20 protein-coding genes are annotated in these 18,881 nt (G+C 61.2%); 13 read left to right on the top strand and 7 right to left on the bottom strand.

Features of this window, described 5'->3' with window-relative positions:
- Window positions 1-107 precede the first annotated feature (107 nt).
- From OIU37_RS32565 to OIU37_RS32545, 5 genes are all read left to right on the top strand, one after another.
- On the top strand, window positions 108-971 hold the full coding sequence (locus OIU37_RS32565; protein ID WP_264259880.1) for an AraC family transcriptional regulator: 864 nt from the start codon (window positions 108-110) through the stop codon (window positions 969-971).
- Window positions 972-1,078: 107 nt separating this feature from the next.
- Window positions 1,079-1,516, top strand: coding sequence for a VOC family protein (locus OIU37_RS32560; RefSeq protein WP_168307663.1), 438 nt, complete (start codon window positions 1,079-1,081; stop codon window positions 1,514-1,516).
- A gap of 52 nt (window positions 1,517-1,568) precedes the next feature.
- On the top strand, window positions 1,569-2,615 hold the full coding sequence (locus tag OIU37_RS32555; protein WP_264259879.1) for an ABC transporter substrate-binding protein: 1,047 nt from the start codon (window positions 1,569-1,571) through the stop codon (window positions 2,613-2,615).
- A gap of 8 nt (window positions 2,616-2,623) precedes the next feature.
- Complete coding sequence (locus tag OIU37_RS32550) at window positions 2,624-3,412, top strand: ABC transporter ATP-binding protein (RefSeq protein ID WP_264259878.1); 789 nt, start codon at window positions 2,624-2,626, stop codon at window positions 3,410-3,412.
- Entirely contained in the window at window positions 3,409-4,179 is a 771-nt protein-coding gene (locus tag OIU37_RS32545; protein WP_264259877.1) for an ABC transporter permease, read from the top strand. Before OIU37_RS32550 ends, OIU37_RS32545 begins: the two co-directional genes overlap by 4 nt.
- Before the next feature lie 88 nt (window positions 4,180-4,267).
- Here OIU37_RS32545 and OIU37_RS32540 read toward each other — a convergent pair whose 3' ends face one another.
- Window positions 4,268-5,170 carry an alanine--tRNA ligase-related protein gene (locus OIU37_RS32540; protein ID WP_264259982.1) on the bottom strand — a complete coding sequence of 301 codons (903 nt, stop codon included), beginning with the start codon at window positions 5,168-5,170 and terminating at the stop codon, window positions 4,268-4,270.
- A gap of 124 nt (window positions 5,171-5,294) precedes the next feature.
- On the opposite strand from OIU37_RS32540, the gene OIU37_RS32535 reads away from it, so the two are divergent.
- On the top strand, window positions 5,295-5,726 hold the full coding sequence (locus tag OIU37_RS32535; protein ID WP_003552236.1) for an antitoxin Xre-like helix-turn-helix domain-containing protein: 432 nt from the start codon (window positions 5,295-5,297) through the stop codon (window positions 5,724-5,726).
- Complete coding sequence (locus OIU37_RS32530) at window positions 5,723-6,205, top strand: RES family NAD+ phosphorylase (protein ID WP_240604861.1); 483 nt, start codon at window positions 5,723-5,725, stop codon at window positions 6,203-6,205. The genes OIU37_RS32535 and OIU37_RS32530 overlap by 4 nt, the downstream gene beginning before the upstream one ends.
- A 186-nt stretch (window positions 6,206-6,391) precedes the next feature.
- On the opposite strand, the gene OIU37_RS32525 is transcribed toward OIU37_RS32530, so the two are convergent.
- From OIU37_RS32525 to OIU37_RS32500, 6 genes are all read right to left on the bottom strand, one after another.
- The gene (locus OIU37_RS32525; protein WP_264259876.1) at window positions 6,392-6,799 is read right to left on the bottom strand and encodes a type II toxin-antitoxin system VapC family toxin; all 408 of its coding nucleotides are present in this window, start codon (window positions 6,797-6,799) and stop codon (window positions 6,392-6,394) included.
- Window positions 6,799-7,053, bottom strand: a complete 255-nt coding sequence (locus tag OIU37_RS32520; protein WP_164024517.1) for a type II toxin-antitoxin system Phd/YefM family antitoxin — start codon at window positions 7,051-7,053, stop codon at window positions 6,799-6,801. The genes OIU37_RS32525 and OIU37_RS32520 overlap by 1 nt, the downstream gene beginning before the upstream one ends.
- Window positions 7,054-7,209: 156 nt before the next feature.
- Window positions 7,210-8,196, bottom strand: coding sequence for a 4-hydroxythreonine-4-phosphate dehydrogenase PdxA (pdxA, locus tag OIU37_RS32515; protein ID WP_264259875.1), 987 nt, complete (start codon window positions 8,194-8,196; stop codon window positions 7,210-7,212).
- A 30-nt stretch (window positions 8,197-8,226) separates the two neighbouring features.
- Window positions 8,227-9,360 carry an iron-containing alcohol dehydrogenase gene (locus OIU37_RS32510; protein ID WP_264259874.1) on the bottom strand — a complete coding sequence of 378 codons (1,134 nt, stop codon included), beginning with the start codon at window positions 9,358-9,360 and terminating at the stop codon, window positions 8,227-8,229.
- Between the two features lie 340 nt (window positions 9,361-9,700).
- Complete coding sequence (locus OIU37_RS32505) at window positions 9,701-10,888, bottom strand: exo-alpha-sialidase (protein WP_264259873.1); 1,188 nt, start codon at window positions 10,886-10,888, stop codon at window positions 9,701-9,703.
- 11 nt (window positions 10,889-10,899) lie between these two features.
- Window positions 10,900-11,805 (bottom strand): dihydrodipicolinate synthase family protein, encoded by a 906-nt coding sequence (locus tag OIU37_RS32500; protein WP_171605113.1) that lies wholly within the window; start codon window positions 11,803-11,805, stop codon window positions 10,900-10,902.
- A 327-nt stretch (window positions 11,806-12,132) separates the two neighbouring features.
- Between OIU37_RS32500 and OIU37_RS32495 the strand changes: the two genes are divergently transcribed.
- From OIU37_RS32495 to OIU37_RS32470, 6 genes are all read left to right on the top strand, one after another.
- Complete coding sequence (locus tag OIU37_RS32495; protein WP_171605112.1) at window positions 12,133-13,770, top strand: ABC transporter substrate-binding protein; 1,638 nt, start codon at window positions 12,133-12,135, stop codon at window positions 13,768-13,770.
- A gap of 126 nt (window positions 13,771-13,896) precedes the next feature.
- Window positions 13,897-14,853 carry an ABC transporter permease gene (locus tag OIU37_RS32490; protein ID WP_182210555.1) on the top strand — a complete coding sequence of 319 codons (957 nt, stop codon included), beginning with the start codon at window positions 13,897-13,899 and terminating at the stop codon, window positions 14,851-14,853.
- 2 nt (window positions 14,854-14,855) lie between these two features.
- The gene (locus OIU37_RS32485; protein ID WP_171605110.1) at window positions 14,856-15,812 is read left to right on the top strand and encodes an ABC transporter permease; all 957 of its coding nucleotides are present in this window, start codon (window positions 14,856-14,858) and stop codon (window positions 15,810-15,812) included.
- Window positions 15,809-16,816, top strand: a complete 1,008-nt coding sequence (locus tag OIU37_RS32480; protein ID WP_264259872.1) for an ABC transporter ATP-binding protein — start codon at window positions 15,809-15,811, stop codon at window positions 16,814-16,816. The genes OIU37_RS32485 and OIU37_RS32480 overlap by 4 nt, the downstream gene beginning before the upstream one ends.
- Window positions 16,816-17,808: an ABC transporter ATP-binding protein gene (locus OIU37_RS32475; protein WP_168308094.1), complete on the top strand. Its 993-nt coding sequence runs from the start codon at window positions 16,816-16,818 to the stop codon at window positions 17,806-17,808. Before OIU37_RS32480 ends, OIU37_RS32475 begins: the two co-directional genes overlap by 1 nt.
- Entirely contained in the window at window positions 17,805-18,869 is a 1,065-nt protein-coding gene (locus OIU37_RS32470; RefSeq protein ID WP_264259871.1) for a four-carbon acid sugar kinase family protein, read from the top strand. Before OIU37_RS32475 ends, OIU37_RS32470 begins: the two co-directional genes overlap by 4 nt.
- Window positions 18,870-18,881: the final 12 nt, after the last annotated feature.

The following is an 18,881-nucleotide window of genomic DNA, read 5'->3' as shown; positions in this document are numbered from 1 at the left end:
ATTTAACGGGCACCGTCGGGTTTTATGCTGCAACGTTGATATCCAGCGCGAAGCTTCGCTCCACTTGGCGCGCAACTTGCCTCTCCCCTGCTAGGGAGAATGAAACAATGCCCGACATCGACCCGCAGATTTTCTCAATAAGCCGACCATCCCTCGGAGGGTACAAGGCCTTCGTTCAACGCGACATGATCGTCGAGACCTACCGTAGCGCCGCGGGGCAAATGGTTTCGAGGGGCTCCCTTCATAGAATTTCGATCAACCGCACGGCGCACGGCAGGTACGCCTATCGGCTTGGAAGCGGGGCGTTCCGGAAAGTTGAGAGGCCGCCGTTCACCCTGGGATTTCAACCGGCCGCCACGGTCCTCGAAGTCGATGGCGATGCGGCGGATTATATCTCGATCTTCCAGTCACCGGCGCTCTACAGCAGCATCGGCGGCTCTCGCTTCGATCCCGAGCATTGGGATAGCGACGCGCTTAGCGCGACGACTGATCCGACAACGCTGCAGGTCGCGCTCTCCCTTGCATTTGCCGCCGACAAGACCGGTCGCGACGACCCGCTTTTGATGCAGCATCTGGGGATGGCGCTCGCCTGCTGCGTTGTAAAGCTGCTGGGCGCCAAACCCGAAGCCGGCGATCGTCCGCTGACATCGGACAATCTCCGGCGTGTGATCGATTACATCGAGAACCTGCTTGGCAAATCCGATCTGAGTGTCGAGGAACTGGCCGGGGTGGCCCATATGAGCCCCTTTCACTTCAGCCGGGAATTCAAACGGGCGGCCGGTTTGGCGCCGCATCGCTTCGTTCTCGAACGCAGGATCGAGCGAGCACGGCTTTACCTCGCCGACGGCAAGGAGACGCTTGCAAACATCGCTTATGCCACCGGCTTTTCCAGCCAGGCACATTTCTCCAACGTCTTTCGCCGTCTGATGGGGGCGACCCCGAAGGAATACCAACGTTCGGTCCGTCTTTGATCCGGCTCTTGCTGATGACAGATCAGCAGCTTTGCGAAAGACAACCGCACGAATTTGAAATCTTTTGAGGCTGCGGTCTGCCAGGCTTTTCCCATCAGGAGGCCCGTATGACCGCTTTTGCCCAAACCAATCCGATTACCGACATTTGCTTCTTGGTCGAGGATATCGACAAAGCATCGGCCTTCTATGTCGAGCGACTTGGCTTCAAACCTCGCCGCCGTGCTCCCGGCTTTGCCGATTTCAAAGGGGCGGGCGTGACGCTGGCGCTGTGGGAGATCGAGCATATCGCCGAAAATACCGGTGTCTCAAACCGCCGTGCGCCTCCAGGTGCGCACAAGGCCTGCGCCGCCATCGAGCTCGCCTCGCCAGAGCAGGTCGATGCTGCCTATGCGGAGCTGAAAGCTGCGGGCGTGCTCTTCCACGCGCCGCCGCAGGACTATGTCTGGAACGCGCGATGCGTCTATTTCGCCGATCCTGACGACAATCTCTGGGAAATCTATGCGTGGTCCGCCGGCGGCCCGATCGGTGACATCGACCCGCAATAGCGAGCGCAATCGGCCGGTCGTCCAACAATCCAACAAGGGGAAAGGCAAGCAAATGAACAGGGATGACAAGCAAATCGTGGTCGACAGGCGTACCGTCCTGAAGGGCGGAGCCTTTGCCCTTGCTGCAGCGACGGCAGGGATCAGCGTGTTCGTACCGCGTCACTCGAATGCCGCCGCATCCAAGGTCGTTATCAAATACGACTGGTTGATGAGCAACGGACAGATCGGCGATATCGTCGCAGTCAAGCAAGGCCTGTTCGAGGCCGAGGGTCTCGACGTCGAGTTTTCACCTGGCGGTCCCAATTCAGCAACGGTGCCGCCCGTGATCACGGGTGATGCGCAGCTCGGCCAATTCTCGGATTCGGCCCAGCTTCTTCTTGCCAGGTCATCCGGCGTGCCGATCAAGATCTTCGCCTGCGGTTTCCGCATGGCGCCTTTCGCCTTCTATTCGCTGCCCAAGGCGCCGATCCGCACTGTCAAGGATATGGTCGGCAAGCGTATCGGCATCCAGCCGACGGCCCGTTATGTGCTCGATGCCATTCTGTTGAAGAACGATATCGATCCATCGAGCCTGACCATCACCAATATCGGCTTCGACATGACGCCGCTGACGACCGGCCAGGTCGATGCCGTGACCGGATGGATCACCAACACGCAGGCCCTTTCCATCATCGGTCCCGACCGCATCGATCTGATGATGAAGGACACGGGCCTGCCGTCTTACGCCAATGTCTATTTCGCCACCGACGATGCCGTGAGCGGCCATGCCGAGACACTGGCAAAGGTGCTGCGTGCGGTCGCCAAGGGCTGGGCCTGGACGCATGAACACCCTGAAGAGGCAGTCAAATTGACGGTGGAGGCCTATCCGCAGCTCGATCTTGCCGTGGAATTGACGACGGTGCCGCGCATATTGTCACTGAGCTTCGATGCGACAACAGGCAAGGATGGCTGGGGCAGCTTCGATCCGGCCGCTCTTGCCGAGCAGATTTCCGTCTACGACAAAATCGGCCAGTTCAAGAGCGGCGCGCCGAAGCTGGAGGACTGCTATACGACTGAGATACTCGACATGACGGCGGACGACCGCCCGAAGATTGCGTGAGAGCGAATTTGCCTGAAGCAGCGGCCATCGAAACCAAGGATCTGGCTGTCGGTTATGCCGGCGCTGGCGAGACGACCCGCATTCTGTCCGGCGTCGACCTCAGCGTCGGCAGGGGTGAGTTTCTGACCATTCTCGGTCCTTCCGGCTGCGGCAAGTCGACCTTGCTGCGTGCTGTTGCGGATCTTCTTCTGCCGCTTGACGGGCGGTTGTCGGTGCTCGGCAGGACAGCCTCGGAGGCGCGCCGGCGGCGCGAAGTCGCCTTCGTCTTCCAGGACGCAACGCTGCTGCCTTGGCGGACCGTGAGGGAGAATGTCGCGCTGCCGCTGCAGGTGGGGAAGAAAAGCGTCTCGCGATCGGTCGATCCGCGGCCCGACCATTGGATCGAGCTGGTCGGCCTGTCGCATCTGGCCGACCGGTATCCGCATCAATTGTCCGGGGGTCAGCGCCAGCGCGTCGCCATAGCGCGTGCGCTTCAATGCGAGCCGGATATCCTGCTCATGGACGAGCCCTTCGGTGCGCTCGACGAGATCACCCGCGAACGCCTGAACGACGAGCTTCTGGACGTCTGGCGCCGAACCGGCACGACCATCCTGTTCGTGACCCACAGCGTCATCGAGGCGATCTATCTCGGCGGACGTGTGCTGGTCCTGGCGGCCAACCCAGGCCGCGTTCAGGCACTGATCGACCTTGCACCGCTGAAAGACGAGCGCGGCCTCTGTCGGCGCGAGAGCCTCGATGTTCAGGAGGCCGCAGCCCATCTGCGCCAATTGCTGCAGCAGGGGAGTTCGGCTGCATGACGCATCGTCCGTTGTCACTCTCCGAGGCAATCGGCCTTCCTGTCATCGGCGCCCTTTCGCTGCTTCTCGCTTGGCAGTGGTTGGTGCCGGCGCTCGGTATTCCGGCCTATATCGTTCCAACGCCGCTGGCGATCTTGCGCACGCTTGGCATCGAATGGCGCTTCCTTCTGTCGAATGCGATCCCGACATGGGGTGAGGCGGGCCTCGGCTTCCTTTTAGGCAATAGTCTCGCCGTGATCATGGCGATTGCCTTTGTCTATAATCCGCGCTTCCAGGCCGCCTATTTTCCCGTTGTCCTGCTCTTCAACACCATCCCGGTGCTGGCGCTTGCACCGATCATCATCCTCATTTTCGGCCTCGGCATGCTCCCGAAGGTCATCATCGCCGCTCTCATCTGCTTCTTCCCAACCCTGGTGAATACCGCCCGGGGCCTCAATCTGGCGACTGCGAGCGAGCTTGACCTGATGCATGTGCTTTCGGCAAGCGGGTGGGAGACGTTCTGGCGCCTGCGCGCCCCAAGGTCTGTCCCCTTGCTCTTTGCGTCGCTGCGCATTTCGGCAACCACCTGTGTGATCGGCGCGATCGTCGGGGAGTGGATCGGTTCGAACCAGGGGCTGGGCGCCGTCATCATCCAGTCGACATTCAACTATCAGGCGGAAAGGCTCTTTGCCGCCGTCGTGCTCGCCTCTTTCTCCGGCATCGTCTTTTTTGCCGCTGTTGCCCAGATCGAGCGGATTTTCCGTCGGCTGCAGCCGGGGCAGAGCTGAAAACTTTCAATACGGGCGCCGAAACGCTGACGCTTTCCAGGATATGACAAGGCCCCCCGATGTTATCTGCGGGAGGCCTTGCCTGTTGCTACTCCTCCGTGCTTTCACGGATGTCGGAGAGATCGATGCCGTGGGTGTCGAACCACCAGTCGGGACTCATCTCGGAATGGCGGTCACGCAGACGCAGATATTTGGCGCGCAGCCGCTTCTGGCGTTCGACCTCTTCCGCGAAGAAGGGGTGATCGAGCGTGCCGCCCATCTTGTGGATGCGACGGAGCAGTTTCCGCAAGACGTATCCTTGCTCCTTGTTGGCCGGCCGGTAGCCGCTTTCCACGATGGTCATGACCGTCTCGCACAGCGTCCCAAGCGCATCGTCTTGCGGCGTGCCGTTGATGATCATGTCGAGACGCTCGAGACCGAAGCCGACGTCGATGCAGGTTCCGAGCGGATTGACGATGTTTCCGATCTCGACGCCATCCTTATAGAACTCGGTGCAGTATCCGCTGATGCTGCCATCGCTCCATATGCATTCCGGATCCGGCACGATGGGCACGCACCCGCCATAGAGCGGCGTCCATTCCACCAGACGGTCGGGATGGATCGTCACATGATCCGGCATAAGTCCGAGCGTTCCCAGAAACTCGAGCCAGAAATCGATGGCGTTGCCGACGGTCATTTCCCTGAAGGAGAAAAGGCCGAGCATGGTGAAGTGGAGAAGGTGGGTTCCGTCGCCGATCTCGTCGAGGTCGCCCATGCGCAGGCAAGCCTGGCTGTTTGCGACGGTTCCACTATGGGAGGGATCGGAGAAGAGGGGCTTGTACTGCTGCATTCCGGCGCTGCAGAAGAGCGTGGTAGCATCATGCGGCTGTACGGATTCGATCCGTATGAAATCGATGCCCTTGGAAAGGCAGAAGTGTTGATATTGCTGTATCAGGCGTCCCGCGGTGACATAGGCAACCTCCTTTGCTGTTCGTGTGCCTTCGGGGAAGATAGCGATCTAGTGCGCCTGCGGCAATCCGTTGCTCGGCTGGTGAGGATCAAAAACCGGAACGGTGCACTTGATAACAGGATCACTTGAGACTAAATATAGCCTCAAGTGAAAAGGAGCCGTTACCATGATGGGATTTGCCGGTATCGCCGATGTTCTCGGGCTGCCCGCCAGGGAGCCGGTATCGCGTTCGGCCTTCGGCCTGCTCTCCAGCATCGAGGAAGGATTGCCGGTCAAGGCGCTCGACCGCATGGCGCTGCTTCTGGCGCCTGATGACGCCCAGTTCAAATACCGGCTGGTTCCGAAGGCCACCTATGAACGGCGCAAGTCCAAGCATCGGCTCTCCTCAGATGAAGGCATAAAGCTTGCCCGTCTCGCGCGTGTCTGGGGGCAGGCGCTCGATGTCTGGCAGACCGAGATCGAGGCCCGCGATTTCCTGTTTCGGCCGCATGCAATGCTTGAGGACAGGCGGCCGATCGACGTGGTCATCCAGAGCGAGATCGGCGGCGAGCTCGTGCTCGATATTCTTGGAAGCCTGAAATACGGCAGCGCTGCGTGAGCGCACAGGTTCTTGACCGCACACTGACATCCGTCCGCATCGGAGACCCCCATGGAACCTATCCGATCTTCGACGCCACCGGCTCGACCATCGCGCCTGGCCGGTGGAACACGTCGGGCAGCCCGATCATCTATACGAGCGAGCATTATTCGACCGCACTGCTCGAAAAGCTCGTCCACGGCAGCGGAAGGCTACCGCCCAATCAGCACTATGTCACGGTCACCCTACCGCGGGGGCTAAGCTACGAGGTTTTCTCCGAGCCCGCGCTGCCCGGCTGGGACAGCATGCCGGCACACGTCAGCAAGGCTTTCGGCGAACGCTGGTGCCAGGAAAAGCGCAGCGCCATCCTGCTGGTCCCAAGCGTCGTCGCCCGCGTCGACCGCAACATATTGATCAACCCGGCCCACCCGGAATTCCCGTCGATCACGACAAGCCTTCACCAACTGGTTTTCTGGGATCGCCGTTTGTTCGGCATGTGATGGGTTGGCGGTGCAATCAACGTTTCCGCAGAGCAGAACCAAAACGCCGGCCAGATGAGGCTTGGTCAGCAGATCATGATGCTGCCACCAAACGCACCGATAAGAGCTCTCGGCCCGACCTAACCAAGGCCCTTATCCAAAGGCACAGGAGGCCATTTTAAACGAGGAGGTGGCTGCCTCGACTGCTCACGCGCCCATCTCCCATGGATTTATCACCGCTGCGCCGGTGTCGTCGAAATCGCCAACGTTGCGAGTGACGACAATCAGATCATGAACGATTGCGGTTGCGGCGATCAGCCCGTCGATATCGCCACGCGGCCGGATGGCAGCGATACGGCCCCATTCGACGGCGATCTCGTCGGTCACCGGCAGGATCCGGTCGCCATGATCATAACGCAGCTTGCGCAGCCACTCGGTGAGATGCGCCGCGGTCTTGGGATCCGATTTCTGTTTGAGGGCAATGCCGCGCATGATCTCGCCAAGCGTCAGCGCGCTCAGGTGGATGGTGAGCGGATCGACGGAGCGCAGCCAGGAGACCGCCTGCGGCGTGCCGCGTCGCGCCTCCGAGACGATGTTGGTGTCGACCAGATACATCAGAAGGCAACGTCGCGGCTTGGAGTCTTGTTGCGTGCTTCGACCGCATCGGCGAACTCATCGTCCCAGGCGGGGCCGCCGAGCAGGTCGTCGACGAGCGTCGGCCTGCCGGCGCGCAGGGCGTCGTAGTCGCGGGCGGACAGAACGACGGCCGCGCGCTCGCCACGCACAGTAACCACCTGCGGCCCTTCTTGTCGGGCCTTCTGCACGACCTTCGAAAATTGGTTCTTGGCGTCCTGCAGTTGCCATTCCATCGATTCTGCTCCTGGCTAGACTGTCTAGCTATATGCGCGGAATGCTGATGCGTCAACGGGGGGACGTTCCTGAACGGCAGAGTCCGGTTCTGCTATTAGGTGTCATAACGAAGTTCGAAATCGTTGTGTCGGCGATCGGGGCCAGTCGGGCCGCGATCAGGCTCTCTGCCGTGGCGAGCGGGCCATCAGCCTGGCATAGGCGATAGCCGAGAGCATGTTGACATGGTTGGCCTTGCCGGTGCCGGCAATGTCGAAGGCGGTGCCGTGATCGACCGAGACGCGGTCGATCGGCAGGCCGAGCGAGACGTTGACCGCCGTGTCGAAGGCGACGAGCTTGATCGGGATATGGCCCTGGTCGTGATACTGGGCGATGACGAGATCGAAGGCGCCGTTATAGGCGCGGGCAAACACCGTATCGGCCGAGATCGGCCCGACCACGTCGATGCCCTTTGCCTGCGCTTGCTCGACGGCGGGCGCCAGAAACTCCATGTCCTCGGTGCCGAACAGGCCGTTTTCGCCGCAATGGGGATTGAGGCCGGCCACAGCGATGCGCGCTGTCTTGCCCAGGCGCAGGAAGTGGCGATGGCCAGCTTCGATGGTGGCGAGCACGCGCTCGGTCTTGGCGCGCTCGATCGCGCCCTTCAGCGAGATATGGGTGGAGACGTGGATGGTGTTCAGCCGCTCGGAGGCAAGGAGCATGAAGGAACTCTTCGAGCCGGTGAGATGCGCGAGCAGCCCGGTATGGCCGTCATGGTGATGGCCGGCGAGGTTCATCGCCTCCTTGTTGATCGGCGCGGTGACGATGACGTCGGCTTGACCAGACATGGCGAGATCGACGGCGCGGGTGATATAGCGCACCGAGGCATCGCCGGCGATGGGGCTGACCTTGCCGATTTCGGGAAGGGCGGCGCCGAGCGCGACTTCGTCGACGGCGATCCTGTCGTCACCGGGGGCATCGGCAGGCCCGAACCGCAGTCCGGTGCCGGTGACGCGGTCGGCGCGCTCCAGCGCTTCGACATTGCCGACAATGACGAAATCGCGGCGCTCTCCCTTGGGCAGAGCTGCCAAGGCCTTGACGATTACCTCGGGGCCGACGCCAGAGGGATCACCGAGCGTCACGGCGACTTTTGCATTCCTGTCCATCGATCGAATTCCTTCTGAAAACTTTGTCGCCTAGAACGCGGCCGCATAAATCGAGCGAATGTCGGCGCGCGTGAGATCGCGCGGATTGTTATCGAGCAGACGGCGAATGGCAAAGGCGTCGTCGACCATGGCGTCGAGATCGCTTTCCGGCACGCCGAGACTGGAAAGTTTCATCTCGATACCGAGTTCGGCGCAGAAAGCGTAAGCCGCATCGAAGACGGAGGTGACGTTCCCGGAGGTTTCACGCCCAAGCGCTTCCATCACCGCCTTGGTTTTCTCAGGCGCGGACGGTGTATTGAAGGCGAGAACATGCGGAAAAATCAACGCATTTGCCGCGCCATGGGCCACATGCCAGCGCGTGCCGAGGGGATAGGCAAGCGCGTGGCCGCCGGCGGTGTTGACCGGGCCGAGGCAAAAGCCGCCGTAAAGCGAGGCGAGCGAGAGGCCGGCGCGCGCCTCGGCGTCATTACCGTCCTTGACGGCGCGGGCGAGATATTTGCCGACGAGGCGCGTTCCCTCGATCGCATAAATGTCGACCATCGGATGGGCCTTGCGGTTGGTGAAGGCCTCGACGCAATGGGCCATTGCATCGACGCCGGTGGGCGCCGTGGTGCGGGCAGGGACGCTGAAGGTCAAAGCAGGATCGATGACGGCAATGTCGGCCAGCATATGCAGGCTTTCCACCGCAAGCTTGGCCATAGTGGTGGGATCGGTGACGAGCGCGCGGATGCCGGCCTCGCTGCCGGTGCCCGATGTTGTCGGCACCTGGGCGAGCGCCACCTTGCGCGGCCCATGCACCTTGTTCGGACCCACGACCTCGTGCAGCGTCTGGGCGGAGCCGGCAAGCACGGCGGCAAGTTTTGCCAGGTCCATGGCGCTGCCGCCGCCGAAGCCGACAATCAGCTCGGCATCGGCGAAGTTCGCCGCCGCCAGGACCTTTTCGAGATTGGCCGTATCCGGTTCGGGGGTCACTTCGGAAAAAACCGTCACCTCACCCTTCAGCTCCAGCAGGTCGATGCGTGAGGCATTGAAGGCATCGGAAATGATGAGCGTGCGCCGATAGCCCTTTTCGGCTGCCCATTTGCCGAGCTTTCCCGCCGTGCCGACGCCGAATTCGATCAGATGCGGCCGAACTATCGTGATCGGCGAACCTAAGCTGGCCATGAACCAGTCCTCCCTGCAAGATCGTCGCCTCTTTAATGTAAAGTTGTAAGATCAATGTCAAGCCAACATTCCAGCGAGGGCAGTTTTTTATCATCTGATGGGCGATCGGGTGTGCTTCAGGCGACGTTGCCGTGTTAATATCGATAAATATATCAGTATGTTATTAAATCTGTGGTGATGAAACGACATGTCAGACACCAGCTTGCCGTCTCTTTGCGGTGGCGGTGAATAATCAAACCATGTTGTCATTTTTTCGTCAATCAACCCACACCCGCTGTCATCCCGCATCCTTTCGCATGCGAGCGGATGCAGAATGACAATTTTCCCGCCGCGGCTTTGTTTACGGCAGGGATTGCGGGGCGAGGCGCACATATTTGATGGCGCGCCGGTAGTAGGTGTAGGCGATATGGAGCGTGCCGTCGCCGCCCTGGACGATCGAGGGATAGGAGAATTCGCGATTCAGCGAATCCTTCGAATTGTTGCTGAGGCAGAAGCCGTCGCCGGTATCGAGATCGATGCGATGCGGAAAGCTCTTGCCGCCATCCCTCGATATCGCCAGGCTCAGCGGCGCACGCGGAACGCCCCAGACGGCCTTGCGTGCGCTGCTATCGGCAGCGACGGCGGTCTCTCCAGGCTCGCCACCCTCGATTTCGTCATAGAGAGACTGGCGCCGCGCATCCGACATGGCGGCATTCGAATGGTTGTAAACCATTGCGATTGCTCCATCATTCAGGATCGTGGCCTGGATCGAGGAGTTATTGTTCGGCAATTCGGTGGGCTCTGGCGCGCTCCATGTCTCGCCGCCGTCGGATGATCGGCTGGAGAGGATATTTTCGGCGAAACGGTTGCGATAGAAGGCGATCATCTCGTCGCCGCCAAGCGGCAGGATGTTCATGTGAACCGCGCCGATACTGTCTGGAATATCGCGCATCTGCCAGCTCGCGCCGCCATCACGCGATATCAGCACCGCAGCCGTATCGGCATCGCCGCTCCAGCGCTGGCCGTTCAGGCCGACGCAGCGGAACACCGGAAGCAACCATTCGCCTTTGCCGTTGACGACGATCTGCTGGCGAACGAAGGTGCCGGGACTATCGCAGAGCATTTGGACTGGGCCGAAGGTCTGGCCGCCATCGCCCGAAATCCGGCATTTGACAACAGAGCCGTCCTGGTTGCCCGAAGTCTGCGAGGTATAGAGCAGCCACACTTTTCCGTCGGGAGCGTTGAAAATTAATGGATTTTGTTCGGATTTCGCCGGATCGTCGCTCATCTTTTCCGGTACGGACCAACGCTCAGAGCCCGGCGCCAGGCGCGACATGTAAATCGAGATATCGCCCATGCCCTCCATCGTGCCGCCGAACCAGACGCAGGTCAGCGTGCCGTCGGGCAGAAAGGCGAGATTTGCGGCGTGGTTCTGGATGCAGGGGGAGGGCAGATAGCTGGCCGCACGAGCCTCGATGGTGGGGTGAGGGGTGATGGCTCCGGTCATCAGGGCCGGAACGGCTTCCGGAGGTAGGCCGGTAAAACTCATGACGGATCTCCTCAAGGCAGCTTGGCATAGCTTTGGGCGAGTGCGGCATAGTCGGCATCGCTGAGCGGCATCAGCGGCGCACGTGTGCGCTTCCAGGCGGGATTGCCGGTCTTCAGTCCCACCATCGCCTTGATGGTCGGGATCTGGACGTAGGAATTGGAAAGCGTGCGATAGGCGTTGATGCGGGCCTGCGCCGCCTCGACATCCGCGGCGCGCGCCTCGTCATGGACATGGTCGTAGACGGTGCGCAGCGAATTCGCCACGAGATTGGAGGTGGCGGTGATGCAGCCGGCACCACCCGCCTTCAAGAGCGGCAGCAGCAGCGGATCAGCGCCCGCGAGCACCGAGAAGCCTGGATAGGCGGCGATGATCGCCTGCATGTTGTTGAAATCGCCGGCAGATTCCTTGATGCCGACGACCGTTTCGGGGAAGGCCGCAATCAGCCGCCCGATCAGCGGAATGGATAGCGGAACGCCTGAGACCTGCGGAATATGATAGAGGATGACCTGCAGGCGCGTGTCGGCGACCTTCTCCAGCACCTGCGAATAGGCGGCGAAGAGACCATCGTCGGAGACGCCTTTGTAATAGAATGGCGGCAGCATCACCACCTTGGTGACGCCAAGCGACAGTGCGTGCCGGGTGAGTTCCACAGTCTCGGGAATGGCGACGACTCCGGTGCCCGGCAACAGTCTGTCGGCAGGAATGCCGGCCTTCAGTGCTGCTTCCAGAATGGCGCGTCGCTCGGCGCCGGAGAAGGAATTGGCCTCGCCCGTCGTACCAAGCAGCGCCACGCCATGGCATCCGTCGGCCAGCAACTGTCTGCAATGATCGGTGAAAAGGGCGAAATCCGGCCTGTTGTCCGCCGTCAGTGGCGTTGCGGAGGCGCTGAAAACGCCGGTAATCCTGTGATGGCTCATTTCGCCCTCCTCGGCGCGTCCTGTCTGGCTGGATCCGTGTTCGAACCGCCCGGCTACGCATGCAATGTCATTCGTCTGTCGCGATGGAGTGCAAAGAACTTTTCCATTGCCGCGCTTTTGTCAAGAAGACAAAATGCTGTGACGCCGTTGCGAAAAGTTATCTATCTGTTATATATCATATATTTTCAGAAGAAAATTTTGTTCGAATTGAAATCGCGATTTTTTGTTGACATATTTACAATAACGAGAGAACGATACGGAACGGATTGTGCTGCGCCTGGCAGGTGCAGGGAGAGCGCTGCCGAATTCACTGTGGGAGGGAATGCCATGTCTTTTGATCAATCGGATAAAACCAATCTATCGCGCCGCAACGCGCTGAAGCTCGGGCTTGCGGCCGGCGTCGGCCTCACCGTGTTCGGGATGAATGCGCGCATCGTTCTGGCCGATGAAGGCCAGGTGCTGAAGGTCGCGCATCCGGCCTTCGACCAGGACTGGTCGCCTCTGCGCGGCGGCGGCAGGACGTTCCGCTGGAATTCGATCTGGTGGGCATCGCCGATGTATTTCGACAGCCAAGGCAATATCAAGCCCTACGTCTTCACCAACTGGGAATCGGCCGACAACACCGTCTGGACCTTCAAGATCGACCCCAAGGCCGTCTTCTCCGACGGCAGCAAGATTACCTCGGCCGACGTCAAGGGATCGTGGGAAGTCGCCTCGATGCCGAACACCAAGAGCCAGCGCGCCGACCAGGTGCTGAGCAAGGTCAAGGGTTACGCCGAAATCGCCGCCGGCTCCGGCAACGAGCTGACGGGTGTCGCGACACCCGACGAGGGAACGGTCGTCGTGACGCTGGCTGCTGCGGATCCGATCTTCTTCATGCGCCTGGCAAACCATATCGCGCCGATCACCAAGGCATCGCAGTCGCGCGGCAGCGACGGCGAGGAGATCATCGACTGGTACAAGCCGGACAATAAGCCGGTCTTCTCCGGTCCCTTCAAGCTGACGAGCCTCGATATCGACGCCGGCAAGCTTTCTTTCGAGCCGAACGAGAATTTCTTCGGGCCGAAGCCGAAGCTTGCGCGCATCGACATCACCTCGATCGAGGACAATGTCAGCGCGACGTCGCTGATCAAGTCGGGAGAGTTCAATGCCCATACCGAACTCATCACCTCGACCATTATCCAGGATCTCGGCCCGGAATTCTCGGCCGGCCCGCTGATCCCGACCAGCCAGCACTTCTGGTTCAACATCTCCCGCGCGCCGATGGACGATCCGAAGGTCCGCCAGGCACTGATCATGGCCGTCGATCGCGATGGCCTGTTCAAGGCGTCCTATCCCGACGGGCCGCATAAGAAGGCGGATCAGATCCTCAATGCAGTCCCGGGTGCGGAGAATTCCGGCTTCGAGCCCTATCCCTATGATCCGGAGGCTGCCAAGAAGCTGCTTGCGGAATCGACCTACGGCGGCCCGGAGCGCCTGCCGAAGATCCTCTTCGTCGGCATCTCGGGGCCGGCCATTCAAGCTGCCGCCCAGTTCATCGCCGAGCAGTGGCGCCAGAATCTCGGCATCACTGCCGTCGATATGAAGCCGCAGCAGGATTCCTATGCGGGTCCGGATCAAAACTCGGTCCAGATCTTCCGCGACGACGTCGGCACCCGCGTGCCGGATGCCGTCTCCTATCTGGCGGGAAGCATCGCCTCGACCTCGTCGAACGCCCAGAACAAGCTTGGCGGATACAAGAACGACAAGGTCGACAGTGCCCTTGCCGAGGCCACGACCAAGGCTGCGGATGATCCGCAGCGCATCGCTCTCGCCCAGGAAGCCCAGAAGGCGTTCCGCGAGGATTGGGCCTTCATCCCATGGTATTCTCAGGCGATGTCGCGTTGGGCCACCAAGGAGGTCAAGGGGCTGGAAAAGAACCTTGACTGGCAGGTCGTCGAACCCTGGAACATTTCCATCGGTTGATCCGGAACAATAGTTCTTGGCAATAAACGCGCGAAGGCCGCAAGGTCTTCGCGCAAGTTTCAAGAAGAAGAGATGCGATCGCACCCAAAAGCGGGAACGTATCGAACAACAGGTGGGAGGTGGCCCTTGCTGCGCTACGTGCTAACCCGATTTGCCATCTGGATTCCGTCCGTTCTGGTGGTGATGCTGGCGGTCTACGCGCTGGCCTTCTATGGCGCCGGCGATCCGATCAAGCTGATCTTCCTGCGCGCGCCGGGCGACGTCGCCTATAATCCGCAGCGCATCGAAGCCATTCGCGAAAGTGCCGGCCTCAACAAACCCTTCATCGTGCAGTTCGGCCTTTACATCTGGAACCTGCTGCACGGCCAGTTCGGCAATTCGCTAACCTCGGGCCGCTCCGTCTGGGCGATGGTCTCAGCCGCGGCACCCGTCTCTTTCCAGCTTGCCCTCTGTTCCATCATCCTGACGGCCGTCGTCGCGATCCCGCTCGGCATGATCGCCGCGCTCAACCAGAATTCGCGCATCGACTATGCCATTCTGGGCTCCGCGCTCTTCCTCTGGGCGATCCCGGCCTATGTCGCCGGCCCGTTGCTGATGGTCGGCCTCATCGTGCTGCTGCCGGGTGCGAGCGTGCCCTATGGCTGGGGCGGCATCTTCGATGTCCGTATCCTGCTGCCGCTGCTCGTCCTTTCGTTCCAGCCGATCGCGCTGATCGTGCGCCAGACGCGGGCTGCCGTCGTCGAGGTGCTGTCGGAGGATTTCGTCCGCACTGCCCGCGCCAAGGGCGTGCCGGAGATCATCGTGGCGCTCCGCCATATCCTGCGGCCGGTGCTGACGCCCGTCGTCACGCAGCTCGGCCTGATCATGATCACCATCGTCAATGGCGCGATCTTCGTCGAACTCGTTTTCGGCCTGCCGGGCCTCGGCCGGTTGACGGTGCAGGCGCTGATCAATTCCGATTATCCGGTCATTCTGGCGATCACGCTGATCGGATCGTTTCTGGTGATGGCGTCGAACCTTTTGGTCGATGTGCTCTATCCGCTGCTGGATCCGCGCGCCAATGATTCAAGAAGGAGCCGCTGACCATGTCCGCAATCCCTCTTTCCACCATCGAAACCGTCGAAGAGCCGGTCAGCCTGTGGCGCGACGCGTGGTATCGGCTGAAGCGCAACAAGCTCGCCGTCTTCGGTCTCGTGATCGTCTTGATCCTCGGCTTCACGGCGATCTTCGGGCCTTACCTTACGCCTTATGACTATTTGAGCCAGGACCTCAACGCCCGCAATGTATCGCCGTCGATGAGCCACCTCTTCGGAACCGATGATCTCGGTCGCGACGTCTTCAGCCGCGTGGTCTTCGGAACGCGCACCGCTTTCCTCGTCGCCGTCATCGTCACCGTCTTCGCCGTGGTGATCGGTCTCGTGCTCGGCGCCGTCGCTGGTTTCTTCGGCAATCCATTCGATCGCATCATCATGTGGCTGACCGACGTGACGATGTCGGTTCCCAACCTGCTGCTCGTCGTCGTCATCAACGCCTCGCTGAAATCGCCGATCAGCAAATGGATGGAAGCGCGTTATCTCGAGACCCTCAATCCCTTCTATCGCGAAACCATGTGGGTGGATTTCGCCCTCGTCTTCGGGTCTATGGCGCTGATCTCCTGGCCGCCATATGCTCGGCTCGTGCGCGCCCAGGTGCTGTCGATCCGCAGTCGACCCTATATCACCGCGGCCCAGGCGCTCGGGCTTTCGAACTGGATCATCATCAAGCGTTATGTCATTCCGAATGCGTTGGGCCCGCTGATCGTCTCGGTCAGCGCCGGTCTTGGCACGGCGATGGTACTGGAAAGCGCCTTCAGCTTCCTTGGCGTCGGGGTCAATCCGCCAACGCCGAGCTGGGGCAACATGATCTCGGACGGCCTGCGCGTCTGGCAGCATTATCCGCATCTTCTCGCCGCTCCGGCGGCCGTGCTCGGCCTTGCCTCGGTTGCCTTCAGTTTCCTCGGCGACGGCCTCAACGACGCGCTCAATCCGCGGGGCAGCAAATGATGGATACGAAAGGCACCAACCGCCTGCTCGATGTCAGGAACCTCACTGTCGAAGTCGACGGCCGCAACGGCCCCGCCATTGTCGTCGACGGCATCGATCTCCATGTCGACAGGGGCGAGACCCTTGGCGTCGTCGGTGAATCCGGCTGCGGCAAGAGCCTGACCATGCTGAGCCTGATGCGGCTCCTGCCGAACAAGATCAAAGTCACCAAGGGATCGGCGACATTTGACGGCCGCGACCTGCAGACGATGTCAAATAGAGAACTGCGCAAGGTGCGCGGCGGCGATATCGGCTTCGTCTTCCAGGATCCGATGACCTCGCTCAATCCGGTGATGCGCGTCGGTGCCCAGATCTGCGAGCCGCTGATCTATCACCGCGGAATGAAGAAGACGGAGGCCCGCGCCCGTGCCGTCGAGCTTCTGCGCCTTGTCGGCATTCCCGGCCCGGAAGAGCGCCTGCAAGCCTATCCGCACGAGCTTTCCGGCGGTATGCGCCAGCGCGTGATGATCGCGATCGGCCTTGCCTGCAATCCGAAGCTTTTAATTGCCGACGAGCCGACAACGGCGCTGGACGTCACCATCCAGGCCCAGATTGTCGATCTGGTGAAGGATCTCAGGGCCAAGCTTGGCATGTCGGTCGTCTGGATCACCCATGATCTGGCGCTGATCGCCGGCCTGGTCGATCGCGTCGCCGTGCTCTATGCTGGCACGGTGGTCGAGGATGCGCCGGTCGACGAGCTCTATGCCCGCCCGAGCCATCCCTATACGCGCGGCCTGCTGTCATCGATCCCGAAGCTCTCGGACCCGCCGGCAAGCCGGCTGAGCTCGATCGGCGGCACGCCGCCGGAGCCTGGCCGCCGGCCGAAGGGTTGCCCATTTGCGCCGCGCTGCCCGCTTGCCGAGAACATCTGTCACGAGAAGGTACCACAGCTCGAACCGTTGAGCGGCAGCGCCAATCACCGCGCCGCCTGTTTCGTCGTCCAGAGAATGCAGGAAGCCGCATGATGGGTGCTCAACCGCTGCTCAAGATCGAAAACCTGGTCAAGCATTTCCACGTCAAGCTCGGCGCCTTCGGTGAGCGTTCGGCGACCGTCTATGCACTCGACAATGTCAACCTCGACATCATGGAAGGCGAGACGCTGAGCCTCGTCGGCGAATCCGGCTGCGGCAAGTCGACGACCGGCTTCACCATCCTCAACCTCTACAAGGCGACCAGCGGCAAGGTTGTCTACAAAGGCCAGGATCTCGCGGCGCTCGACGAAAAACAGATGCGGCCCTTCCGTCGCGACCTGCAAATCGTTTTCCAGGATCCTTATTCGACGCTCAATCCGCGCATGACGGTGGGCGAGGCGATCGGCGAGCCGATCCTCTTTCACAAGCTTTGCACCAAGGCCGAACTGAAGGAGAGGGTGGCGACGCTGCTCACCGATGTCGGCCTGCCGACGCGGTTTGCCCAGCGTTACCCGCACGAGCTTTCCGGCGGCCAGCGCCAGCGCGTCGTCATTGCCCGGGCACTCGCCTGCCAGCCGAAATTCATCGTCTGCGACGAGGCGATCTCGGCGCTCGACGTGTCGATCCAGGCCCAGATCATCAACTTGTTGCTCGATCTTCAGGAAAAATACGGGCTGACCTATCTCTTCATCGCCCATGATCTCGCGGTCGTTCGCCATATCAGCACCCGCGTCGGCGTCATGTATCTCGGGCGGCTCGCCGAACTCGCGACGCGCGAGGAACTTTTCGACAATCCGCTGCATCCCTATACCAGGGCGCTGCTGTCGGCCGTTCCGGAGACCGATCCGGAGCATGAGCGTACCCGCCAGCGCCAGATCCTGCAGGGCGATGTGCCGAGCCCGCTGAACCCGCCGACCGGCTGCCGCTTTCACACGCGCTGCCCGATTGCCATGGATGTCTGCAGCAAGGTCATTCCCGCATGGCAGGAGGCCAAGCCCGGTCATCTCGTCGCCTGTCATGCCGTCAACACCGGACAGACCGCATGACGTTGAAGGCCGCCATCATTGCCGATGATCTGACGGGCGCGCTCGATACCGGCACGCCCTTCGTCGAAGCCGGCCTTTCGGTTGCGGTCGCCGTCGATGTCGAGGCCGCAGAGGATGCGATCGCCACCGGCTGTGACGTTGTCGTTATCAATACCGCCTCGCGCGCGCTCGGCGAGCGCGAAGCTGCCGAAAGGGTGCGCTTGGCGACCGAGGCGCTTTGCGGTGTGAAGCCCGCAGTCGTGATGAAGAAGATCGACTCCCGGCTGAAGGGCAATGTCGCGGCGGAAAGCCTGGCGCTGGCCGATGCGCTCGGCCTGGAGACCATCCTGGTGGCGCCCGCTATTCCCGATCAGGAGCGTGTGACCTACAGAGGCTGTGTTGTCGGCCGCGGCGTCGACAAGCCACTGCCGATCGCCGATCTGTTCGAGGACCTTGCGGGCAATGTTGCTGTTGCCGATGCGGAGGACGATAGTGATCTCGACCAGATCGTTGCCGATCATGACTGGCGGCTGACGCTAGCGGTTGGCGCACGGGGTCTGGGTGCTGCACTTGCCCGCCATCTCGGCGAGATGGGGCGGCAGCCGATGCCGGAATTTGTAGCGACCCAACGCAGCCTGTTCGCCTTTGGATCACGCGATCCGATTACGGCTACCCAGATGGACCAGCTTGAAGCCTCGGGTGTCCTGCGCATGGTGGTGGACGCGCCGATGGGGCAGGTCGAAGTCGGAGAGGGCATGGCGCTGCCTGCGCTGCTGCGCTGCACCGGCGATATGGCAGCCGATGCAGCATTGGTCGCCAGCCGTTTTGCGGCAGGCGTCAGATCGGTCATCGACGATACCAGGCCTGACATGCTGATGGTCGGCGGCGGCGATACGGCCCTTGCCGTTTTCCAGGCGCTCGATGTCAGAGTGGTGGCGCCGAAGGGTGAAATCGAGGCAGGCGTGCCGTGGTTCGATGTCACGGCAGCCGACGGGCGGCATTTTCGGTGCGCCGTGAAGTCGGGGGGCTTCGGCAATCCCGATAGTTTGCTAAGACTGGTTCTTTGGAATCGGGCGGCATAGTAAGATATCGCC

Origin of the sequence: Rhizobium sp. BT-226, assembly GCF_025847085.2 — a bacterium.
GTDB lineage: Bacteria > Pseudomonadota > Alphaproteobacteria > Rhizobiales > Rhizobiaceae > Rhizobium > Rhizobium sophorae.
This window is presented reverse-complemented; position numbering and strand designations above follow the sequence as displayed.

Coding starts and splice junctions, on each gene's coding strand:
- OIU37_RS32565 (WP_264259880.1), top strand. CDS start 108: ATGCCCGACATCGACCCGCAGATTTTCTCAATAAGCCGACCATCCCTC.
- OIU37_RS32560 (WP_168307663.1), top strand. CDS start 1,079: ATGACCGCTTTTGCCCAAACCAATCCGATTACCGACATTTGCTTCTTG.
- OIU37_RS32555 (WP_264259879.1), top strand. CDS start 1,569: ATGAACAGGGATGACAAGCAAATCGTGGTCGACAGGCGTACCGTCCTG.
- OIU37_RS32545 (WP_264259877.1), top strand. CDS start 3,409: ATGACGCATCGTCCGTTGTCACTCTCCGAGGCAATCGGCCTTCCTGTC.
- OIU37_RS32535 (WP_003552236.1), top strand. CDS start 5,295: ATGATGGGATTTGCCGGTATCGCCGATGTTCTCGGGCTGCCCGCCAGG.
- OIU37_RS32525 (WP_264259876.1), bottom strand. CDS start 6,799: ATGTATCTGGTCGACACCAACATCGTCTCGGAGGCGCGACGCGGCACG.
- OIU37_RS32520 (WP_164024517.1), bottom strand. CDS start 7,053: ATGGAATGGCAACTGCAGGACGCCAAGAACCAATTTTCGAAGGTCGTG.
- pdxA (WP_264259875.1), bottom strand. CDS start 8,196: ATGGACAGGAATGCAAAAGTCGCCGTGACGCTCGGTGATCCCTCTGGC.
- OIU37_RS32510 (WP_264259874.1), bottom strand. CDS start 9,360: ATGGCCAGCTTAGGTTCGCCGATCACGATAGTTCGGCCGCATCTGATC.
- OIU37_RS32505 (WP_264259873.1), bottom strand. CDS start 10,888: ATGAGTTTTACCGGCCTACCTCCGGAAGCCGTTCCGGCCCTGATGACC.
- OIU37_RS32500 (WP_171605113.1), bottom strand. CDS start 11,805: ATGAGCCATCACAGGATTACCGGCGTTTTCAGCGCCTCCGCAACGCCA.
- OIU37_RS32495 (WP_171605112.1), top strand. CDS start 12,133: ATGTCTTTTGATCAATCGGATAAAACCAATCTATCGCGCCGCAACGCG.
- OIU37_RS32485 (WP_171605110.1), top strand. CDS start 14,856: ATGTCCGCAATCCCTCTTTCCACCATCGAAACCGTCGAAGAGCCGGTC.
- OIU37_RS32480 (WP_264259872.1), top strand. CDS start 15,809: ATGATGGATACGAAAGGCACCAACCGCCTGCTCGATGTCAGGAACCTC.
- OIU37_RS32475 (WP_168308094.1), top strand. CDS start 16,816: ATGGGTGCTCAACCGCTGCTCAAGATCGAAAACCTGGTCAAGCATTTC.
- OIU37_RS32470 (WP_264259871.1), top strand. CDS start 17,805: ATGACGTTGAAGGCCGCCATCATTGCCGATGATCTGACGGGCGCGCTC.